We start from the raw sequence: 18,539 nt of genomic DNA on the forward strand, positions 1-18,539 counted from the left end.
CGGCGGGCGCGGAGGGTCGTCGGCTACCGGGCGTTGCCCGGCACCGGCCCGGGGAAGCGGGCGGGGTCGCCGCCGCCGGTGACGCCCGGGGCGCGGCCGGTGGCCCGGACCCACCCGGTGGTGATGAGCAGCAGGGCCGCGATGTAGGTGATCATCACCGCCAGGCCGTGGCCGGGGATCCGCACGTCCACGGCGTCCAGGCCGATCAGCAGGTCGGAGAAGAGGAACAGGCCCCCGCCCAGGGCCACCCGTCGGGAGACGCCGTTCGCGGCGGCGGCCATCAGGCTCAGGGCGAGGCTGTAGCCAAGGACCGGCAGCCGTAGCGGACCGAGGGCCTGCCACAGCAGCAGGTTCACCACCGCCCACAGGGCAAGGTAGATGATCAGGCCGACGGCCGGCGGCCGGCGGTGGCGCAGGAAGGCGGCCAGGAAGGCGGTCTGGGTGACGAGGAAGCAGCCCATGCCGACGAGGAAGGCAGTGTCCCCGGAGAGCAGCAGCGCGATGTCGCCGCCGGTGGCGAAGACCAGCCCGACGGCGACGCCGTCGACGCGGCGGCGCACCCGCAGCAGGTACGCCAGCAGCAGCGGCGCGAGCAGGGGCTTGGCCAGCCACTGCAGGACGCTCAGGTCGGTCGCGACGCCGACCAGCTCGACGGCGGCCACGACGCCGAACGGCCAGAGGCGCCTCATCGGGCGACGACCGGCTGCGCGTGGGGGGCGGGCTGCCAGCCCGGTCGGCCGAGCACGTAGCCGAGGCGGTGCCGCCAGGACGAGGCGGCCCGGGCGTCGGCCCAGATCGCCCGGTACTCGTGGGTCGCCACGCGCAGCGGGTTGTAGGTGTCGATGTTCTTCGTCAGCCCGTATCGGACGGCGGCGCGCTCGGGCTCGAAGGTGCCGAACAGCCGGTCCCAGACGATGAGGATGCCGCCGTAGTTGCGGTCGAGGTATTCGGCGTTGGCGCCGTGGTGGACCCGGTGGTGCGACGGCGTGTTGAAGATCCACTCGATGGGCCGGGGCAGCACGGTGACCCGCTCGGTGTGCAGGAAGAACTGGTACAGCAGGCTGACCGACTGCTGGAGGAAGATCATCCACGGCGGGATGCCGAGCAGCGCCAGGCCGAGCCAGAACGGCACCGACGTCATCGGCGTCCAGCTCTGCCGCAGCGCCGTGGAGAGGTTGAAGAACACGCTGGAGTGGTGCACGACGTGCCCGGCCCAGAGCAGCCGCACCTCGTGGTGGGAGCGGTGGAACCAGTAGTAGGCCAGGTCGTCGGCGAAGAACAGCAGGACCCAGGTCCAGACGCTGGTGGGCGAGAGCTGCACCGGCGCGACCGTGTACGCGGCGGCGTACAGGCCGATCGTCAGCAGCTTCCACGGCACGCCGATGACCTGGCTGCCGGCACCCATGGTCAGGCTGGTGGCGGTGTCGCGCAGCTCGTAACCGCGTTCGTCGTCGTCGGGGGCGAACCGGTAGGACAGCGCCTCGACGGCGATGAGGAGCAGGAACGCCGGTACGGCGTAGAGCACGGCGGGGATCATGCCCGGGCTTCCCTTCTCGGCGGTGTGGTGAGGGTGGTGAGGGGGGCGGTGAGCAGGGCGTGCGCCTCCCGGGCGGCGTCGGAGGCGCGGCCGGTGACGATCGCGTCGGCGAGCCGGCGGTGGCCCGCGACGTCGAGCAGCTCCGCCGCGCGCCGCTCCGGCGGGACCTCGCCGACGGCGAGCGCGCCGGCCACCAGGCTGTTGAAGGCCAGCAGGTAGGCGGTGTTGCCGGAGCCGGCGACGACGTGCCGCCAGAGCATGATGGTGGCCTCGCCCATCCCGGTCAGGTCCGGCGCGAGCCCCGCGTACTCCTCGACGGCCCGCAGGATCGCCGCCCGGGTCGCCGGGTCGCCGCGCTCGGCGCAGAGCCGGGCCGCGTCGACGCCGATGCAGGCCCGCATCTCCAGCATGTCCCGCACCAGCGTGTCCACCGGCAGGGCGTCGTGGGAGCGGGTGAGGGAGAGGGCGAGGTCGAGCCCGGCGTGCACCCGCCAGTCCAGCACCCGGGTGGCGCCGCCCTGGCTGACCCGGACGAGGCCGAGCTGCTGCAACCGGCGCAGGGCCTCGCGGACGGCGTGCCGGTTGACTCCGAAGGTGGCGGCCAGCTCCCGCTCGCCGGGCAGCGCCTCGTCGGGGCGGTAGGAGCCGCGGACGACGGCGTCGCGGATCTGGCCGAAGACGTGGTCGGAGACCGAGGAGCGGGGGACGGGGGCGAAGTCCATGCCGAGGAGTGTGGCGCAGCACACATCAACCCGTCAACTGGTTGGACCAGTGCGCCCGCAGCACGTGCGCGGCCTGGACCGCGACGTGCTCGCCCGCTCCGCGGGCAGACGGGTCAGCCGGCCGCCACCACCGGGTCCGCCAGGGGCTGCGCCGTGGCGCGGGCCGGCTCCCGCCCGTCGTCGGCCGAGGCCCCCGGCGCGTCGTCGGCCCCGGTCGCCGCGTCGCCGGCGTCGTCCGCCACCGTGGCGACGGCCGGCGCCGGCCGGTCGACGCGCGGCCGGGCGGCGACCTGCGGGTACTCGGCCGTCTCCGCGCCGCCCGTGGCGGCGGCCATGACCGCCGCGGCGGCCAGGTCCGCCACCCGCTTCGCCTCCCGCTTCACCCGGGCGCGGACCTCCTTGGCGTGCTGCTCGGCGGAGTCCGCCGCCCGTCGCGCCTCGTCGAGCCGGCGCAGCTCGTCGGCCAGTTCCTGCCGGGTCTCGACGAGACGCTGCTGGAGCTCGGCGAACTCGCGCTCGGCGCCGTCGCTCTCCTGCCGCGCCTGGGCGAGCTGCTGCTGCGCCGCGTCCAGCTCGGCCTGCAACCGGCCCAGCGCCTCCCGGCGGTCCCGGATGCCCTGCTGCGCGGCGACGAGCTGCTGCTGGTGCGTCGCGGCCTGCTCGTCGGCGTGCTGGCGGACCTTGGCCGCGTACTGCTGCGCCTCGGCGATCAGCGTCGCGATCTCCTGCTCCGCCGCCGCGCGCTGGCCGGCCAGCTCCCGCTCGGCCGCCGCGAACTGCTCGGTGATCTCCTGCTCGGCGGCGGAGCGCCGCTCGTTGATCTCCCGCTCCACGCCGGCCTGCCACTGGCCCAGCTCCTGCTGGGTCTTGGCGCGCGCCGCCTGCACCTCCTGCTGGATCTGGGCGCGGGCCGAGGTCAGGAACGCCTCGGCCTCGGCGCGGGCCTGTTCGAGCTGCTGGGTGCTCTGCTCGTCGATCCGCCTGGCCTCCTGGAGGGCGTGGTCGTGCGCCGCCTCGCCGGCGGCCCGCAGCCGCTCCGCCGCCTCCCGGATCCGGGTCAGCTCGGCCTGGGCGTTGGCGCGGCGCTCCTCGTGCTCGCGTTCGTCCTCGGCCCGCCGGGCCGCCGTCTCCTCCGCCAGCTCGCGCAGCGTCGTCGTCGCCTGTTCCCGGGCCTGGGCGAGCGCCTGCTCCGCCTCGGCGTGCAGCTCGGCGGCGCGCTGGTCGGCGGCGTCGGTGATGACGCCGGCCTGCTTCTCCGCCAGGGCCAGGATCTGGTCGACCATCGGGCCGAGGTCCCGGAAGGACGCCCGGTCCGGCTGGGCCGGCCGCTCGCGCAGCTCGGTCACCTCCGCCCGCAGCCGGTGCAGCTCGGCGGTCAGGTCCCGCACCTGCCCCGAGGCCCGTTCCCGCTCGGCGGCCAGAGCCGACAGCTCGCCGTCGACGCGTTCGACGTACCGGTCGACCTGCCGTTTGTCGTAGCCGCGCAGCGTCAGGTCGAAGCTGGGCCGCGAGGTCGCGTCCTCGCGCGCCGCGAACGGCTCCTCGCCGTGGGACATGCACCCTCCTCCGTACGATCGCGAGCGCCACGCCGGCGGGGAGTCCGCCCCACCGGCCGTGGTGTGGCGCCACGCTACCGCCGCCGTCGCGCGGCGCGCGGGACGGGTGACCCCGCACGGTGGCCCCGTCGACGGCCGGTACGCCGTCGGCGGGGCCACCGCCTTCGGGCAGGGCTACCGCCAGGTGATGTCCGAGGGGGAGTAGAGGCAGTTCACGCCGTCCGCGCCCTCGCCGATCTCGGTCGGCTCGCTGCCCTTCGGCACGCCCTTGTACTTCACGCAGATCCGGGTCGTGCGGTCCGGGTCGTTGAGGATGGTGATCCGGCTGAACCGGGCCGTGTCGCCCCAGTTGGTGTTGATGCCGGCCAGCACCTTTGTCGAGGTGGCGGTGACGTTGTCCATCACCACGTGCCGCTGGTAGGAGGTGGAGCAGTTGCCGCAGGCCCGGTAGAGCTTGCCCGAGCTCTCCACCCGGAAGTTGCGGATGTGGACGGTGCCCGGCCCGTTGTGCTGGAACACCTTGTCGCTGGCCGAGCGGGCCCCGTCGCCGTCCACCGTGTACGTGCTGCCGCCGCGGAAGGTGGCGGCGTCCTCGCCGACGTCCTCCCACCACACGTTGACCAGCGTGCAGTTGCCCTCGCAGTGCACGCCGTCGCCGGCCGGCGCCCCGATGATCACGTTGCGCAGGGTGGCCCCGGGCGCGAGCACGAACATCGGGTCCTGGCTCTCGCCCTGCCCGCCGTCGCCGATGCCGTAGTAGCGCTTGAGCCCGCCGTCGAGGCTGGTCGGGACGTCGATGGTGGCGTCGACCTTGACCTGGCCGGTGGGCGTGGGCCAGTTCGCCGGCGGCGGAGTGGTCGGCGGGAATGTGGTCGGCGGGGGCGTGGTCGGGGGAGCGGTGGTCGGGGGTGCGGTGGTCGACGGCGGGGTGGTCGGGGTGGACCCGCCCGACGAGTCCACGGCCACGTCGTCGAAGCTGCCGGTGGCGTACGCCGTGACCAGCCCGATCCGTCCGGCGGCGACCAGGCCGGACGTGCCGGAGCCGATCTGCGTGCCGTTGACGAATCCGCGGACGGTGCTGCCGGCGGTCTCGATCCGCAGCGTGTACCAGGAGCCGGCGGCGGCCCCCAGCGACGCGGAGCCGATCGTGGCGATCTGGCTGCCGTTGACCGCCTGCAACTCGGCCCGGCCGGAGCCGAGCAGGGCCAGGCGGTACATCTTCGTGCTGCTGGAGGCCCGGGCGGTCAGCCCCACCAGGCTGCTCGACGAGGCGAACGACAGCGGCCAGTGCGAGCGCGGTCGCCCCGGCGGTGACGGCCACCGCCAGCGCCCGTCTGGGGGTACGTGTCAGTTGCACGATGCTTCTCCTCGGAGGGGGTTCGGTGTGAGGGCCCGCGGCCGGTCGGCCCGAACGAGGGCCGGGACGGATGTGACCGGGGCCGGTGCCCGCCGGCCGGCGCGCCGGACGCCCGGGGTCCGACGTGGCGCGGCGGGGCTGTTCCGATGGCGTGGAAAGCGCTTGCCCGCGTAGTCAGACTATGGCCCGGGAAAGACGAGGGTCAATGCCGCCCGTGTGCAGGTCTGTTGCAGGATTCCCGGGTGGAGGGTCGCCCGGACCTCCGCGATCAGGGGCCGGTGCCCGACGACCGGCGCGCGAGGTCGGGTCCGGTCGCGCGGTCGGTCAGTCGCTCGCGGTCCCTTCCGCCCGCTCCAGGTCCCGGCGGTACGGTCGCGTCGCCCAGGGCACCCCCAGCTCCGACAGCAGCGCACCCTCGTCGGCGGCCCGGCGCAGCAGCCGGTTGACGCCGCGCACGGTCAGCACCCGCTCCGCGCCGGTGCCGGTGGCGGTGACGAGATCCCCGCCGAGCGGCGTCGGCTCCGGCGCGGCGGTGACCGCCTCCAGCACCGCCGTGAACGGCGCCGTGCGGGCCAGCGGCGCGATCAGCGGCACGCCCGCCGGGTCGGCCCGGTGGGCGAGGAGGTTCTCCAGCAGCCCGCGCCGGCCCGGCACCTCGCGCGGGCCGGCGTCGCCGGGCAACAGCAGCCGGTCGGTCGGGTACTCCAGCACGGCGCGGCCGGCGGTGCCGGTCACGATCACCTCGCCGGCGACGAAGTCCTCGCCGGCCAGGGTCACCGCCGCGACGACCGGCGGCCCCGAGCGGGACAGCACCCGCAGGGTCGCCGTGTCGTCCACCTCGATCGGCCGGACCCGGTAGCGCTCCACCTCGACGCGCACCGGCCGCACCGGTCCGTCCCCGGCCGCCGCCTCGGCCACCGCCAGGCACTGCATGACCGCGTGCGCCAGCGGGTTGGCCAGGGCGCCGTCGAGCACCGGCCGGCCGTGCAGCGTCCGCCGCCCGGCCCAGGGCGCCCGCGCGTAGTAGCCGTCGGGGCGCTGCCAGGCCGCCACCGTCGCGATGCCGGTGACGTCGCCGAGCCGCCCGGCCCGGACCGCGTCGGTCAGCCGGGCCAGCGCCGCCGAGCCGAGCGCCTGGAAGCCGACCTGGCACGCCCGGCCCGTCGCCGCGAGGGCGGCGGCCAGCTCCCGGTGCTCGGCGGTGGACAGCACCGGGGGCTTCTCCAGCAGCAGGTCGGCGCCGGCGGCGAGGCAGTCCAGGGCGATCGGCAGGTGGGTGTGCGGCGGGGTGCAGACCACCACCACGTCCGGCCGGGCCGCCCGCAGCATCTCCCGGTGGTCGGTGCCGACAAGCGTGCCGTCCGGCACCGGCGCCGCCGGGTCGTCCTCGACCGGGCGTACGTCCACCAGGGCGACCAGCCGCAGCCGCCCGGCGGCGTGCAGCGGGGCGACGACCCGCCGGTGCCACCGCCCGTGCCCGTTGGCCCCGACGATCGCCACCCTCGGCACGCCCCCCGCCGCGCGCGTCCGCCGTCCCGCGCCGGGAGCCGCGCATCCCGCGCCGGTCTCCGTCCCGCGCGTCTTTCGTCCCGCGCCGGCCCCCGCCGCGTACGTCTCCCGCTCCGCGCCCGGGGTCGCGCGTCCCGCGCCGGTTGTGGTCGCGTGGGAGGCACGCTCCGCGCCGGCCGTCACCGGGCACCGGCCAGCGTCGCGGCGACCCCGTGGTGCTCCAGCGCGGCCAGCCAGCCGGTCACCTCCGCGCGGATCTCGTCGTCCTCGGCCACCTCGGCGGGAAAGACCTCGCGCAGCGCGAACACCGCGTCGACGGTCCCCGCCGGGGTCCGTGGGGCGGCGGCGAGCGCCGCGCGGATCTTCTCGGCGAGCGGGTCGGCCAGCGGCAGCGGGGTGCCGTCGTCGGCGTGCCCGAGCGCGAAGCGCAGCCAGGCGGCCACCACCAGCGTCGCCCAGCGCGCCGGGCGCCCGGCGGCCCGCAGGTCGGCGATCGTGTGCAGCACCCGCTGCGGCAGCTTCTGCGAGCCGTCCGTCGCCACCTGGAGGGTGCGGTGGTGGATCGCCGGGTTGGCGAACCGGGCCAGCACCTCCTCGCCGTACGCGACGACCGAGACGCCCTCGGGCGGGTCGAAGCTGGCGGCCACGTCCTCGGCGACCAGCCGGCGCAGCACCGTCGTCAGGTGCGGCACGGCCAGCGCGTCGGCGATCGTCTCCCGACCCGCGACGGCCCCCAGGTACGCGGCGGCCGAGTGCACCCCGTTGAGGGCGCGCAGCTTCAGCCGCTCCCAGGGGCCCGCGTCGTCGGTGAGCACCGCGCCGGCCCGCTCCCAGTCGGGCCGGCCGCCCGGGAAGTCGTCCTCCACGACCCACTGCCGGTACGGCTCGGCGACCACGGCCGCCAGGTCGACGACCCCCAGCGCGCGTTCGGCGTCGGCGAGGGTCTGCGCCGTGCTGGCCGGCACGATCCGGTCCACCATCGTGCCGGGGAAGCTGACGCCCCCGCGTACCCGGTCGGCCAGCGGCTCGGGCGCCCCCGCGTACGCCAGCGACTGCTCGACCAGGCCGCGCAGCCGGCGGCCGTTCGCGGGCAGGTTGTCGCAGCTGACCAGGGCCAGCGGCGGGCCCTGCGCGGCGGCGCGGGCGAGCAGCCCGCGCAGCAGCAGGCCCGGCACGGTGACCGGCGGCCGGTCGGTGCACAGGTCGGCGGCGACCTGCGGGTCGGGCCGCAGCCGTCCGGTCACCGGATCGAGCTGGTACGCCTTCTCGGTGATGGTCAGGGTGACCACCCGGATCGCCGGGTCGGCCAGCAGCGCCACCACGGCGGCCGGGTCGGCGGCGGCGTGCCGCGTGCCGGCCAGCGCGCCGACGACCCGGGTGTGGCGCCCCCGCGCGCTGGTGGTGGTGACGCTGAACAGGTTGTCCTGCGCGGCCAGCGCCGCCACCACGTCCGGGCTGCGCGGCGCGACGCCGACGATGCCCCAGTCGCCGCCGGCCCGCGCCACCGCCTCCTCGGTGTAGACGGCCTGGTGGGCGCGGTGGAACGCGCCCAGCCCGAGGTGGACGATCCCGGCCGGCACGGTGCCGGGGCGCAGCAGCGGGCGGCTGTCGGTCGGCAGCCGGCGCAGCGTCCCGAGGCCGAGCCGGCCGGCGCCCACGCTCACCGCCACGCCGGCCCGTCCGGGAAGCGGAACTCGGCGATCGACTCCGGCCTGATGGTGGAGCTGTAGCCGGGTGCCTCCGGCAGCAGGTAGCGGCCCCCACGGGTGCGCACCGGGTCGACGAAGTGCTCGTGCAGGTGGTCGACGTACTCGACCATCCGGCCGTCGAGGCTGGTGCCGACGCGCAGGTAGTCGAAGACGGCGAGGTGCTGCACGTACTCGCACAGGCCCACGCCGCCGGCGTGCGGGCAGATCGGCACCCCGAACTTCGCCGCCAGCAGGATCTCGGCGAGGACCTCGTTGACGCCGCCGACCCGGCAGGCGTCGATCTGCATCACGCCGATCGCCTCGGCCTGGAGCAGCTGCTTGAAGACGACCCGGTTGGCGGCCACCTCGCCGGTGGCGACCCGGCACCGCCCACCGGTCAGCCCGGTCACGGCCCGGGCGATGCGGGCGTGGCCGAGGATGTCGTCGGCGTGCGTCGGCTCCTCGATCCAGTACGGGTCCACCTCCGCCAGCGCCGCCATGTTGGTGATCGCCTCGTCGACGTCCCACACCTGGTTGGCGTCCATCATCAGCAGCGCGTCCGGCCCGATCTCGGCCCGGATGATCCGTGCCCGGCGCAGGTCGTCGGCGGGCGGGCCGCCGACCTTCATCTTCATCGCCCGCCACCCCTGCGCGTACGCCTGCCGGGTCAGCGCCCGGACCTTGTCGTCGGGGTAGCCCAGCCACCCCACCGAGGTGGTGTACGAGGGGAAGCCGTCGCGGGCCAGCGCGGCGCGGCGCTCGTCGAGCCCGACCAGCCCCTTGTCGAGGATGGCCGTCGCCTCGCCGGGGGTGATGGCGTCGGTGATGTGGTGGAAGTCGACGCTGGCCACCAGCTCCTCGGTGGGCAGCTCGGCGAGCAGTTGCCACATCGGCTTGCCGGCCAGCTTGGCCCGCAGGTCCCAGACCGCGTTGACCAGCGCGCCGGTGGCCATGTGGATGACCCCCTTCTCCGGGCCCAGCCAGCGCAGCTGCACGTCGGCGCTGAGCGAGCGCCAGAACGCCACCGGGTCGGCGAAGATCTCCTCGACGGTGCGGCCGGTCACGTGGTGGGCGAGGGCGCGGATCGCGGCGCAGGTCAGCTCGTTGCCGCGGCCGTTGGTGAAGGTGAACCCGGCCCCGGTGACGCCGGCGTCGGTGCGCAGCTCGACGTAGCTGGCCGAGTAGTCGCCCCGGTTGATCGCGTCCGAGCCGTCGCCGGCGGCGGCGGTCGGGAACCGTACGTCGTGCACGTCGACGGCGGTGACGGTGACACTCACAGCAGGCTCTCTCCGATCTTGAAGACCTTCTTCGGCAGCCGGTACGCCAGGTCGACGACGGTCTCGGCGGCCTCGTCCTCGCCGAGGCGGTGCTCGGTGACCAGCCGGGCCAGGTAGGCGGCGTCGACCCGGCGGGCCACGTCGTGGCGTACGGGGATGGAGCAGAACGCGCGGGTGTCGTCGACGAACCCGGCGGTGTTGTAGAAGCCCGCCGACTCGGTGACGGACTCCCGGAACCGGCGCAGCACCTCCGGCGAGTCCAGGAACCACCAGGGCGCGCCCAGGTAGAGGGCGGCGTACCCGCCCGCCAGCGGCGCGAGTTCCCGGGTGAAGGTGTACTCGTCGAGGGTGTAGAGCACCACGCGTAGCCGGGGGTCGTTGCCGTACGCGTCCAGCAGCGGGGTCAACGCGTGCAGGTACTCGGTGGCCTGCGGCAGGTCGCCGCCGACGTCGCGGCCGTGGCGCGCGTAGAGCTGGCGGTTGTGGTTGCGTACCGCGCCCGGGTGCAGCTGCATGACGAGGCCGTCGTCCAGCGACATCCGGGCGAACTCCAGCAGCATGTGCGCCCGGAACGCCTCCGCGTCGGCGGCGTCGGCGAGCCCGCGCAGGCCCCGGTCGTAGAGCCGCGCCGCCTCGTCCGCGCCCAGGTCGAGGGTGCGGGCGGTGGGGTGGCCGTGGTCGGTCGAGGTGGCCCCGGCCGCGACGAAGGCCTCCCGCCGCCGGCGCAGCGCCGCCAGGTAGCCGGCGTACGTGCCGGTGTCCTCGCCGGCGATCTCGCCGAGCCGGGCGACGTTGCCGGCCCAGCCGTCGAACTCCATGTCGGCCACGTTGTCGGGGCGGAACGTGGTGATCACCCGACCGCCCGGCCCGCCCCAGCCGTCGGCGGCGAGCTTCGCGTGCTGCCCGAGGTCGTCCAGCGGCGACTCGGTGGTGGCGAGGACCTCGATGCCGAACCGTTCGAACAGCGCCCGGGGCCGGAACTCCGGCTCGACGAGGCGGGCCGCCAGCTCGTCGTAGACGGCGTCGGCGGTGGCCGGCGAGAGCGGGGTGTGGACCCCGAACACGTCGCGGAAGGTCTGCTCCAGCCACAGCCGCGACGGGGTGCCGCGGAACAGGTGCCAGTGCGCGGCGAAGCGCCGCCAGATGACCCGGCCGTCGGTCTCCGTGGGGCTGCCGTCGACCGTGGGCACCCCCAGGTCGGCCGGGGGAACGCCCTGGCTGAGCAGCATCCGGGTGAGGTAGTGGTCGGGCACGATGAGCAGCCGCGCCGGGTCGGGGAAGGGGCGGTCCTCGGCCAGGATCGCCGGGTCGACGTGCCCGTGCGGGGAGATGATCGGCTGGGGCGCGGCCAGCGCGTACAGCCGGCGGGCCACCGCGCGCTGCGCGGGGTCGGCGGGGAAGAGCAGGTCGGTCGTGGGCACGGATGGGGCTCCTCGGGGGGTGTTCGCGGCTCAGGGGAGGTCGAGCAGGTCGGCGACCCGGACCGGGGCGCCGGTGGCGAGGGAACGGTTCGCGGCCAGCCCGGTGAGCAGGGCGAGGGCGCCGTCGCGGGCGGTGGCCGTGTGCCCGAGGGGGTCCGGCTCGCCGCCGAGGAGGACCCGGGTCATCCGGGCGTCGGCGCCGCCGTGCCCGGACCGGGTGCGCCCGGCCACGGGTACGGCCCGCGGCGGCGCCCAGTACGGGCGCAGGGTCAGCGTGGCGGAGCCGGACTCGACGGCGGCCTCGTCGCCGTGCAGCGCGGCGCCCTTGAGCGCGCCGGCAGCGGCCGGGCTGACGTGGTCGCTCTCCACCACCTCCAGCTCCAGGCGGCCCCGGCTGCCGTTGACCATCACCCGGTAGCCCTCGTAGGGGGCGTACGCGGTGAGGTGGTAGGTCATCGTCGCGCCGGTGGAGTAGCGGGCGAGCATCGCCATGTCGTCCTCGATGGTCACGCCGGGGGCGAAGACGTTGCGGTCGCGGTGGTAGCCGTCCTCGGCCTCGGCGTCGAGGTAGAGCTCGCGCAGCTTCGGGTGCGCGTCGAGGCGCAGCGCGAACGGGTCGTCGGCGGCGGCGGGGGAGCCGTGCGCCCGGTCGTAGTCGCGGGCGTAGCCGTGCCGGCGGCCGGCCTCGCCGTAGAAGAACAGCCGGCCGGCCGCGTACACCTCGACGGGGGTGGCGTCGAGCCACCAGTTGACCAGGTCGAAGTGGTGGCCGGCCTTGTGCACCAGCAGCCCGCCCGAGTGCGCCTTGTCGCGGTGCCAGCGGCGGAAGTAGTCCGCGCCGTGCCGCACGTCGAGCAGCCACTCGAAGTGCACCGAGCCCACCTCGCCGACGGCGCCCTCGGCGATGAGCTCGCGCAGCCTCTCGTGCAGCGGGTTGTAGCGGTAGTTGAAGGCGACCCGGACCTGCCGGCCGGTCTCGGCGACGGCGTCCAGGATCCGCCGGCAGCCCGCCACGTCGACGGTCATCGGCTTCTCGGTGATCACGTCGCAGCCGGCCCGCAGCGCCGTGTCGACGTGCGCGGCGTGGGTGTCGTCCACGCTGGTCACCACCAGTACGTCCACGCGTTCCCGGTCGAGCATCGCCGCCAGGTCCCCGGCCCGGTACGTCGGCACCGGCGGGTGGCCCAGCTCGCCGAGCCACCGGTTGTGGGCGGCCATGCGGGCCTGGTTGACGTCGGCGAACGCGACCAGCTCGGCCGTGTCGGCGTGGTCGCGCACCAGCGACCGGACGAACATCTCGGCCCGGGACCCGGTGCCCACGAGGGCGTGGCGGACCCGGCGACCGGCTCTGGACGACATGGCGACCGCCTCCCCGAATGCTGCAAAGGTTTGCAGCGAAATAACCACGGGTCGCGTCGCTCAGTCAACGATCGACGTCAAAGCCGTGGCATAGATCCGCCTTGATGGCGATTTGGAGGCATGCTGGGAGCGCTGCCGAAACGCAGCCGTAACCGTCCACCGTTGACACCGGCGCAACCGTTTGCATTAATTGGCGGCACCTGACGTGACCCCAGCCACACTGGACGAAGGGCCCGCCGTGCCAGCCACCATCCGAGACGTCGCCCGGGCCTCCGGCGTGCACATCTCCACGGTCTCCCGCACGTTCTCGGCCCCGCACCTGGTCAACCCCGAGACCCGCGGCCGGGTGCTGGCCTGCGCCGAGGAGCTCGGCTATCGGCCCAACCGCGCCGCCCGCGCCCTCATCACCGGCCGTACGCACAACATCGGCCTGATCATCGCGGACATCGCCAACCCGTTCTTCCCGCCGCTGATCAAGGCGGCCGAGAGCCAGGCGCGGCAGCGCGACTACCACGTCTTCGTGGCCGACACCAACGAGGACCCGGTGGCCGAGGAGGAGCTGGTCCACGCCCTCGCCAAGCAGGTCGACGGGGTGCTGCTGTGCAGCCCGCGGATGAGCAACAGCCTCATCGAGCAGCTCAGCCGCGAGGTGCCGCTGGTGGTGATAAACCGCCAGGTCGCCGGCCTGCCCTGCGTCACCATGGACGTGGGCCAGGGCGCCCGCGCCGCCGTCGAGCACCTGACCGGCCTCGGCCACCGCCGCGTCGCGCTGCTCAGCGGGCCGCGCGGCTCGTGGACCAGCCGGGAGATCCGGCGTGCGGCCGGCGCCGCGGCCCGCGCCGGCGACGCCGAACTCACCGTGCTCGGGCCCAACCCGCCCACCGAGACCGGCGGCGGAGCCCTCGCCGAACAGGTCCGCCGCAGCGAGGTCACCGCGGTCCTCGCCTACAACGACCTGATGGCGATCGGCCTCATCGAGGAACTCGACGCCATCGGGCTGCGCGTCCCCCAGGACGTCAGCGTCGTCGGCATCGACGACATCACCCTGAGCCGGCTGACCCGGCCCAAGTTGACGACGGTGGCCACGCCGACCGCGGCCGCCGGGCGGACGGCCGTCGACATGCTCCTGCAACACGACGCCGTCGCCGCACGCGGTTCACGCGGCGGCGGCCGGAGCGGCGCCAGCGACGACCGTCGTACCACCGCACAGGTAATGCTCCAGACCGAACTGGTCATCCGCGACTCGACCGCAGCCGTGCCGGCTGACGGTCGGCCCCGCCCCGAGGCCGGGTCGGTAACCCCGGGCCCGCATCGCCTTGCGGGCCCGGGTCGCCCGACCACGACCACCGGCGGTGTCGTCGCCTCCTAACGCCAAGGAGTGAGCGCACATGCACCCCGCAACGCCCCCCACCGCTGGTACGCCGGCCGTGCCCGTTCACCGTACCCCCGTCCCCCGACGGCGACTGATCCGCGGCCTCCTCGCCGCGGTCGTCGCCCTGCCCCTGGTCCTCGGCGCCGCCGGCTGCGGCGACGACGAGGCCAGCACCGACCCGAACGCCCCGGTCAAGCTGTCGATCTTCTGGTGGGGCGGTGAGGCCCGGGCCAAGCTCACCGAGGAGGCCCTCGCCCTCTACACGAAGAAGCACCCCAACGTCACCTTCGAGAAGACCTGGCAGGCCAACCAGGGCTACTTCGACAAGCTGGCGACCCTCACCGCCGGCGGCAACCCGCCGGACATCTTCCAGATCGACGACAACTACCTGGCCGAGTACGCCTCCCGCAGCACCACCCTCGACCTGACCTCCCACAAGGACTCCGGCGACCTCGACGTCTCCAGGTTCCCCAAGAGCCTCTGGCAGTACGGCGTGGTCGACGGCAAGCTCGCCGGCGTGGCGGCGGGGGAGAACACCCAGGGCCTGGTCTACAACAGGACGCTGCTGACGAAGAACGGCCTGCCCGAGCCGACCACCGGGATGACCTGGGAGGAGCACATCGCCTGGGCCGAGCAGGTCGCGAAGAGGACCAGGGTGCCCGGCACCCAGGACCCGAGCGCCGACTACAAGGCGTTCTGGGTGTGGCTGCGCCAGCAGGGCAGGGACCTCTACAAGGGCAAGGAACTCGGTTTCACCGCCGAGGACGTGACGAAGTGGTTCGACCTGTGGAAGGGCGCCCGGGACCGGGGCGCCACCCCGACCCCCGACGTCATCCACGAGGGCAACGCCACCGACATCACCAAGCAGCTGGTGGTCACCGGCAAGGCCGGCACCAGCTGGGTCTGGGTCAACCAGATGCCGGAGCTGAAGAAGAACACCAAGGACGAACTGGGCGTCGTCGCGTACCCCGGCGACCCGAGCGCCCAGTGGGCCCGCGCCTCCATGTACTGGTCGGTGTTCAAGGGCAGCAGGCACCGGGACGTGGCGGTCGACGTGATCGACTTCCTGGTCAACGACCCCGAGGCCGTCAAGATCCTCGGCACCGACCGGGGCCTGCCGTCCAACCTCGACCTGCGCCGCGTGGTCAGCGACGACGTCACCGACCCGGCCATGAAGCAGTCGATCCAGGTGGAGTCCGACCTGGCGCAGAAGTTCGGCGAATCGCCGCAGGTGCCGATCAAGGGCCACAGCAAGGTCAAGTCTGAGCTGATCAAGGCCGCGGAGAACGTCCAGTACGGCCGGGTCACCCCCGCCCAGGCGGCGGAGCAGTTCGTCGCCGCCTGCAAGTCCGCCATCGCCTGAACCCGAGACGCTACGGAGAGGAACCGGTTCGTGGCCCTGACCACGGCGCCCGGACCGACCCGACGTACCGGACCCGTCCCGACCCCCGCCGGCAGGCGCGGGGTCGGGCGGTCCCGGCACGGTGACGGTCTGGCCGGCTACGTCTTCCTGTCGCCCTGGCTGCTCGGCCTGCTGGCCGTCACGGCGATACCCATGCTCCTGTCGCTCTACCTGAGCTTCACCAACTACGACATCCTCACCCCCTTCTCGGAGGTCGAGTGGGTCGGCCTCGCCAACTACGAGCGGATGTTCACGGCCGACCCGTCCTACTGGCACTCCGTGCGGGTGACGCTCACCTTCGCCCTGGTCGCCGTGCCGCTGAAGCTCGCCGCCGCGCTCGGGGTGGCCCTGCTGCTCAACCGCGCCTGGCGCGGCGTCGGGCTGTTCCGCGGCCTGTTCTACCTGCCGTCGCTGCTCGGCGGCAGCGTCGCGCTGGCCATCGTCTGGGTCAACATGTTCAACCGCGAGGGCGCGTTCAACTCGCTGCTGAGCGTCTTCGGCATCGAGGGCAGGCCGTGGGTCAACGACCCCGACTGGGCGCTGGAGACCCTGATGGTGCTCGCCGTCTGGCAGTTCGGCGCGCCCATGGTGATCTTCCTGGCGGGCCTCAAGCAGGTGCCCACCGAGCTCTACGAGGCCGCCGCCGTCGACGGCGCCGGCAGGTGGCGGCAGTTCGTCAACATCACCCTGCCCATGCTCTCACCGGTGATCTTCTTCAACCTCGTGCTGGAGACCATCAACGGCTTCCAGGGCTTCACCGCCGCGTTCGTGCTCAGCAACGGCACCGGCGGCCCGGTCGACTCCACCCTGATGTACACGCTCAACCTCTACATCACCGGCTTCACCGACCTGGAGATGGGCTACGCCTCCGCGATGGCCTGGGTCTTCCTGGTCGCCATCGCCGTCATCACCGCCATCTTCTTCAGCACCGGACGCTTCTGGGTCCACTACTCCGACGGGGAGGACCGGTGACCGCCACGGCAGCCCCGGCGACGACCGCGCGGCGCGGCCCGCGCCGCGCCGCCGGCGGGCAGGCCCTGCGCCTGCTCGTCCTGGTCGCGATCGTCGCGCTCGTGCTCTACCCGCTGTTCTGGATGATCGGTACGTCGCTCAAGAGCCAGGAGGAGATCGTCAACAACGTCGGCCTGCTGCCGAGGGAGTTCACCCCCGGCAACTACGCCGACGGGTGGACCAACTTCGACCTCAGCTTCGGCCGGTTCTTCCTCAACAGCGCCATGGTCAGCCTGCTCACCGTCGTCGGCAACGCGGTCTCCTGCCTGCTCGCCGCGTACGCCTTCGCCCGGCTGCGGTTCCGGCTGCGCGGCGTCTGGTTCGCCGTCATGATCGGGACGCTGCTGCTCCCCGGCCACGTGCTGATCGTGCCGCAGTACATCCTCTTCCGCAGCCTGGGCCTGGTCGGCGGGGAGTGGCCGTACCTGCCGCTGCTGATCCCGCAGTTCCTGGCCACCGAGGCGTTCTTCGTCTTCCTGATGGTGCAGTTCATGCGGGGCATCCCGCGCGAACTCGACGAGGCCGCCAAGATCGACGGCGCGAACGCATTCGGGATCTTCCGCCACGTCATCCTGCCGCTGAGCCGGCCCGCCCTGGTCACCACGGCGATCTTCTCGTTCATCTGGACCTGGAACGACTTCTTCCGCCAGCTCGTCTTCCTCTCCGACCTCGAGGACTACACCGTGCCGGTGGCGCTGACCCTGTTCATCGACTCGACCAGCCAGAGCGCCGTCGGCCCGATGTTCGCCATGTCGGTGCTCTCCCTGCTGCCGGTCTTCCTGTTCTTCGTGGCCTTCCAGCGGATGCTGGTCGAGGGCATCAACACCAGCGGGCTCAAGGGATGACGCCGCACCGGGCCTCCGGGCCGCACCGGAACGGCGGGCAGGGCCAGGACGGCGGGCAGGGCCGACACGCCACACCGGGCCCGGACGCCGCGCCGGCCCGCCGCGACTGGCGGGACGTGCTCACCGACGCCACGGACCTGGCGCTGCTCGGCATCGTGACGACGCTGGCGGCGCTGCCGGTGCTCACCGCGGCGGCGGCCGTCGCCGCCGCGAGCGCGGCGGTGCACGACCGGTACGCCGACGGGTCCTGGCCCTCCGCCCGGCAGAACCTGACCCGGTTCGGCCGGGCGCTGCCGGCGGGCGCCGGGGTCAGCCTGCTGACGGTCGCCGCCCTCGCCCTGCTCGCCCTGGACGTCGCCGCGCTGGCCACCGGACGGGTCCCCGGCGGCGCGCCCCTGCTGCTGGTCACCACGCTGGTCGCCGCCGCCCTGACCGGGTACGCCGCGCTCGTCGTGGTGCACATCGGCCGCGCCGGCGGGCGGGGCTGGCGGGAGGCCGCGCGGCGCGCCGCCGACGTCTGCCGCGCCCACCCCGGCACCTGGGCCGCCGCCGGCGGGGTCAGCGCCGTCGCCGCGCTGCTCGCCGTCCTGGTCACCCCGGCCGCGGTGCCCATCCTCGCCGGGTACGCGGTCGCCGCCCTGCACGCCGTCGCCCGACGGACCGCGCCCGCCCCGGTGGGCCAGTCGTGACCGGCGACGACCCCCGGCTCAGTGTGGACGGGGTGCCCGTGGCCCGGTACGTCGTCGACCCGGCGATCGACTTCCGCCACGGGCCCCGCCCGTACCTGCACCCGGTGCGCACCCTGGCCGGCACGGTGGTCACCGACGCGTTCCCGGCCGACCACGTCTGGCACCTCGGCGCGTCCCTGGCCGTGCAGGACGTCGACGGCACCAACCTCTGGGGCGGGCGCACCTACGTCCGCGACGTCGGCTACACCTGGCGCGACGACCACGGCCGGATCGCGCACACCCGGTGGGAGACCCGGGAGCCGCACCGGCTCGCCCACCACCTCCAGTGGCGCGACCCCGCCGGGGCGGTGCTGCTCACCGAGCGCCGGGAGCTGACCGCCCACCGGCTCGACGAGCGGGCCTGGGCCCTCGACGTCGGCTACGCGCTGACCGCCCCCGCCGACCGGGACGTCGCCCTGGGCAGCCCCGCCACCAACGGTCGGCCCGGCGGCGCCGGCTACGGCGGATTCTTCTGGCGGGCGTCCAGCGCGACACCGGCCCGGGTACGCACCGCAGCCGCCGAGGGGGAGGAGGCGGTCAACGGCAGCGCCGAGCCCTGGCTGGCCTTCGCCGGCACCGGGCCGGACGGGTCCGCGTACACCCTCGTCGTGGCGGGGCTCGCGCCCGGCGACCGGTGGTTCGTGCGGACCGCCATGTACCCGGGGATCTGTGTGGCGTTCGCCTTCGACCGCCCCCGGGTGATCGCGGCCGGCGCCACCCGCGTCGGCCGGCACCGGGGGGTGGTGGCCCACGGC

General features: G+C 74.3%; 16 protein-coding genes. 6 read left to right on the forward strand and 10 right to left on the reverse strand.

Annotated elements, in window-relative coordinates:
• Positions 1 to 23: 23 nt before the first annotated feature.
• From ACWENR_RS22755 to ACWENR_RS22800, 10 genes are all read right to left on the reverse strand, one after another.
• Entirely contained in the window at positions 24 to 689 is a 666-nt protein-coding gene (locus ACWENR_RS22755) for a lysoplasmalogenase (protein WP_452278997.1), read from the reverse strand.
• Positions 686 to 1,537: a sterol desaturase family protein gene (locus ACWENR_RS22760; protein ID WP_452278998.1), complete on the reverse strand. Its 852-nt coding sequence runs from the start codon at positions 1,535 to 1,537 to the stop codon at positions 686 to 688. Before ACWENR_RS22760 ends, ACWENR_RS22755 begins: the two co-directional genes overlap by 4 nt.
• Complete coding sequence (locus ACWENR_RS22765; RefSeq protein ID WP_452278999.1) at positions 1,534 to 2,259, reverse strand: FadR/GntR family transcriptional regulator; 726 nt, start codon at positions 2,257 to 2,259, stop codon at positions 1,534 to 1,536. The genes ACWENR_RS22760 and ACWENR_RS22765 overlap by 4 nt, the downstream gene beginning before the upstream one ends.
• A gap of 113 nt (positions 2,260 to 2,372) precedes the next feature.
• Positions 2,373 to 3,815 carry a hypothetical protein gene (locus ACWENR_RS22770; RefSeq protein WP_452279000.1) on the reverse strand — a complete coding sequence of 481 codons (1,443 nt, stop codon included), beginning with the start codon at positions 3,813 to 3,815 and terminating at the stop codon, positions 2,373 to 2,375.
• 174 nt (positions 3,816 to 3,989) lie between these two features.
• Positions 3,990 to 5,069 (reverse strand): pectate lyase, encoded by a 1,080-nt coding sequence (locus tag ACWENR_RS22775; protein WP_452279001.1) that lies wholly within the window; start codon positions 5,067 to 5,069, stop codon positions 3,990 to 3,992.
• A 427-nt stretch (positions 5,070 to 5,496) separates the two neighbouring features.
• Positions 5,497 to 6,672 carry a Gfo/Idh/MocA family protein gene (locus tag ACWENR_RS22780; RefSeq protein WP_452279002.1) on the reverse strand — a complete coding sequence of 392 codons (1,176 nt, stop codon included), beginning with the start codon at positions 6,670 to 6,672 and terminating at the stop codon, positions 5,497 to 5,499.
• Between the two features lie 188 nt (positions 6,673 to 6,860).
• Entirely contained in the window at positions 6,861 to 8,351 is a 1,491-nt protein-coding gene (locus ACWENR_RS22785) for a mannitol dehydrogenase family protein (protein WP_452279003.1), read from the reverse strand.
• A complete protein-coding gene (locus tag ACWENR_RS22790) occupies positions 8,342 to 9,646 on the reverse strand; it encodes an enolase C-terminal domain-like protein (RefSeq protein WP_452279004.1) in 1,305 nt (434 codons plus the stop codon). The genes ACWENR_RS22785 and ACWENR_RS22790 overlap by 10 nt, the downstream gene beginning before the upstream one ends.
• On the reverse strand, positions 9,643 to 11,067 hold the full coding sequence (gene uxaC / locus ACWENR_RS22795) for a glucuronate isomerase (RefSeq protein ID WP_452279005.1): 1,425 nt from the start codon (positions 11,065 to 11,067) through the stop codon (positions 9,643 to 9,645). The genes ACWENR_RS22790 and uxaC overlap by 4 nt, the downstream gene beginning before the upstream one ends.
• 30 nt (positions 11,068 to 11,097) lie before the next feature.
• Positions 11,098 to 12,426, reverse strand: coding sequence for a Gfo/Idh/MocA family protein (locus tag ACWENR_RS22800; RefSeq protein ID WP_452279006.1), 1,329 nt, complete (start codon positions 12,424 to 12,426; stop codon positions 11,098 to 11,100).
• A 238-nt stretch (positions 12,427 to 12,664) separates the two neighbouring features.
• Here ACWENR_RS22800 and ACWENR_RS22805 point away from each other — a divergent pair, with 238 nt between their 5' ends.
• The 6 genes from ACWENR_RS22805 to ACWENR_RS22830 form a co-directional block, all read left to right on the forward strand.
• A complete protein-coding gene (locus tag ACWENR_RS22805; RefSeq protein ID WP_452279007.1) occupies positions 12,665 to 13,795 on the forward strand; it encodes a LacI family DNA-binding transcriptional regulator in 1,131 nt (376 codons plus the stop codon).
• 19 nt (positions 13,796 to 13,814) lie between these two features.
• The gene (locus ACWENR_RS22810) at positions 13,815 to 15,161 is read left to right on the forward strand and encodes an ABC transporter substrate-binding protein (protein ID WP_452279008.1); all 1,347 of its coding nucleotides are present in this window, start codon (positions 13,815 to 13,817) and stop codon (positions 15,159 to 15,161) included.
• 30 nt (positions 15,162 to 15,191) lie between these two features.
• The gene (locus ACWENR_RS22815) at positions 15,192 to 16,172 is read left to right on the forward strand and encodes a carbohydrate ABC transporter permease (protein WP_452279009.1); all 981 of its coding nucleotides are present in this window, start codon (positions 15,192 to 15,194) and stop codon (positions 16,170 to 16,172) included.
• Positions 16,169 to 17,056 (forward strand): carbohydrate ABC transporter permease, encoded by an 888-nt coding sequence (locus ACWENR_RS22820; RefSeq protein ID WP_452279010.1) that lies wholly within the window; start codon positions 16,169 to 16,171, stop codon positions 17,054 to 17,056. The genes ACWENR_RS22815 and ACWENR_RS22820 overlap by 4 nt, the downstream gene beginning before the upstream one ends.
• Positions 17,053 to 17,745: a hypothetical protein gene (locus tag ACWENR_RS22825; RefSeq protein ID WP_452279011.1), complete on the forward strand. Its 693-nt coding sequence runs from the start codon at positions 17,053 to 17,055 to the stop codon at positions 17,743 to 17,745. The genes ACWENR_RS22820 and ACWENR_RS22825 overlap by 4 nt, the downstream gene beginning before the upstream one ends.
• A partial coding sequence (locus tag ACWENR_RS22830) for a DUF6807 domain-containing protein (RefSeq protein WP_452279012.1) occupies positions 17,742 to 18,539 on the forward strand: 798 nt, incomplete at its 3' end. The genes ACWENR_RS22825 and ACWENR_RS22830, both read left to right, overlap by 4 nt.

Source organism: Micromonospora sp. NPDC004336 (assembly GCF_053602615.1).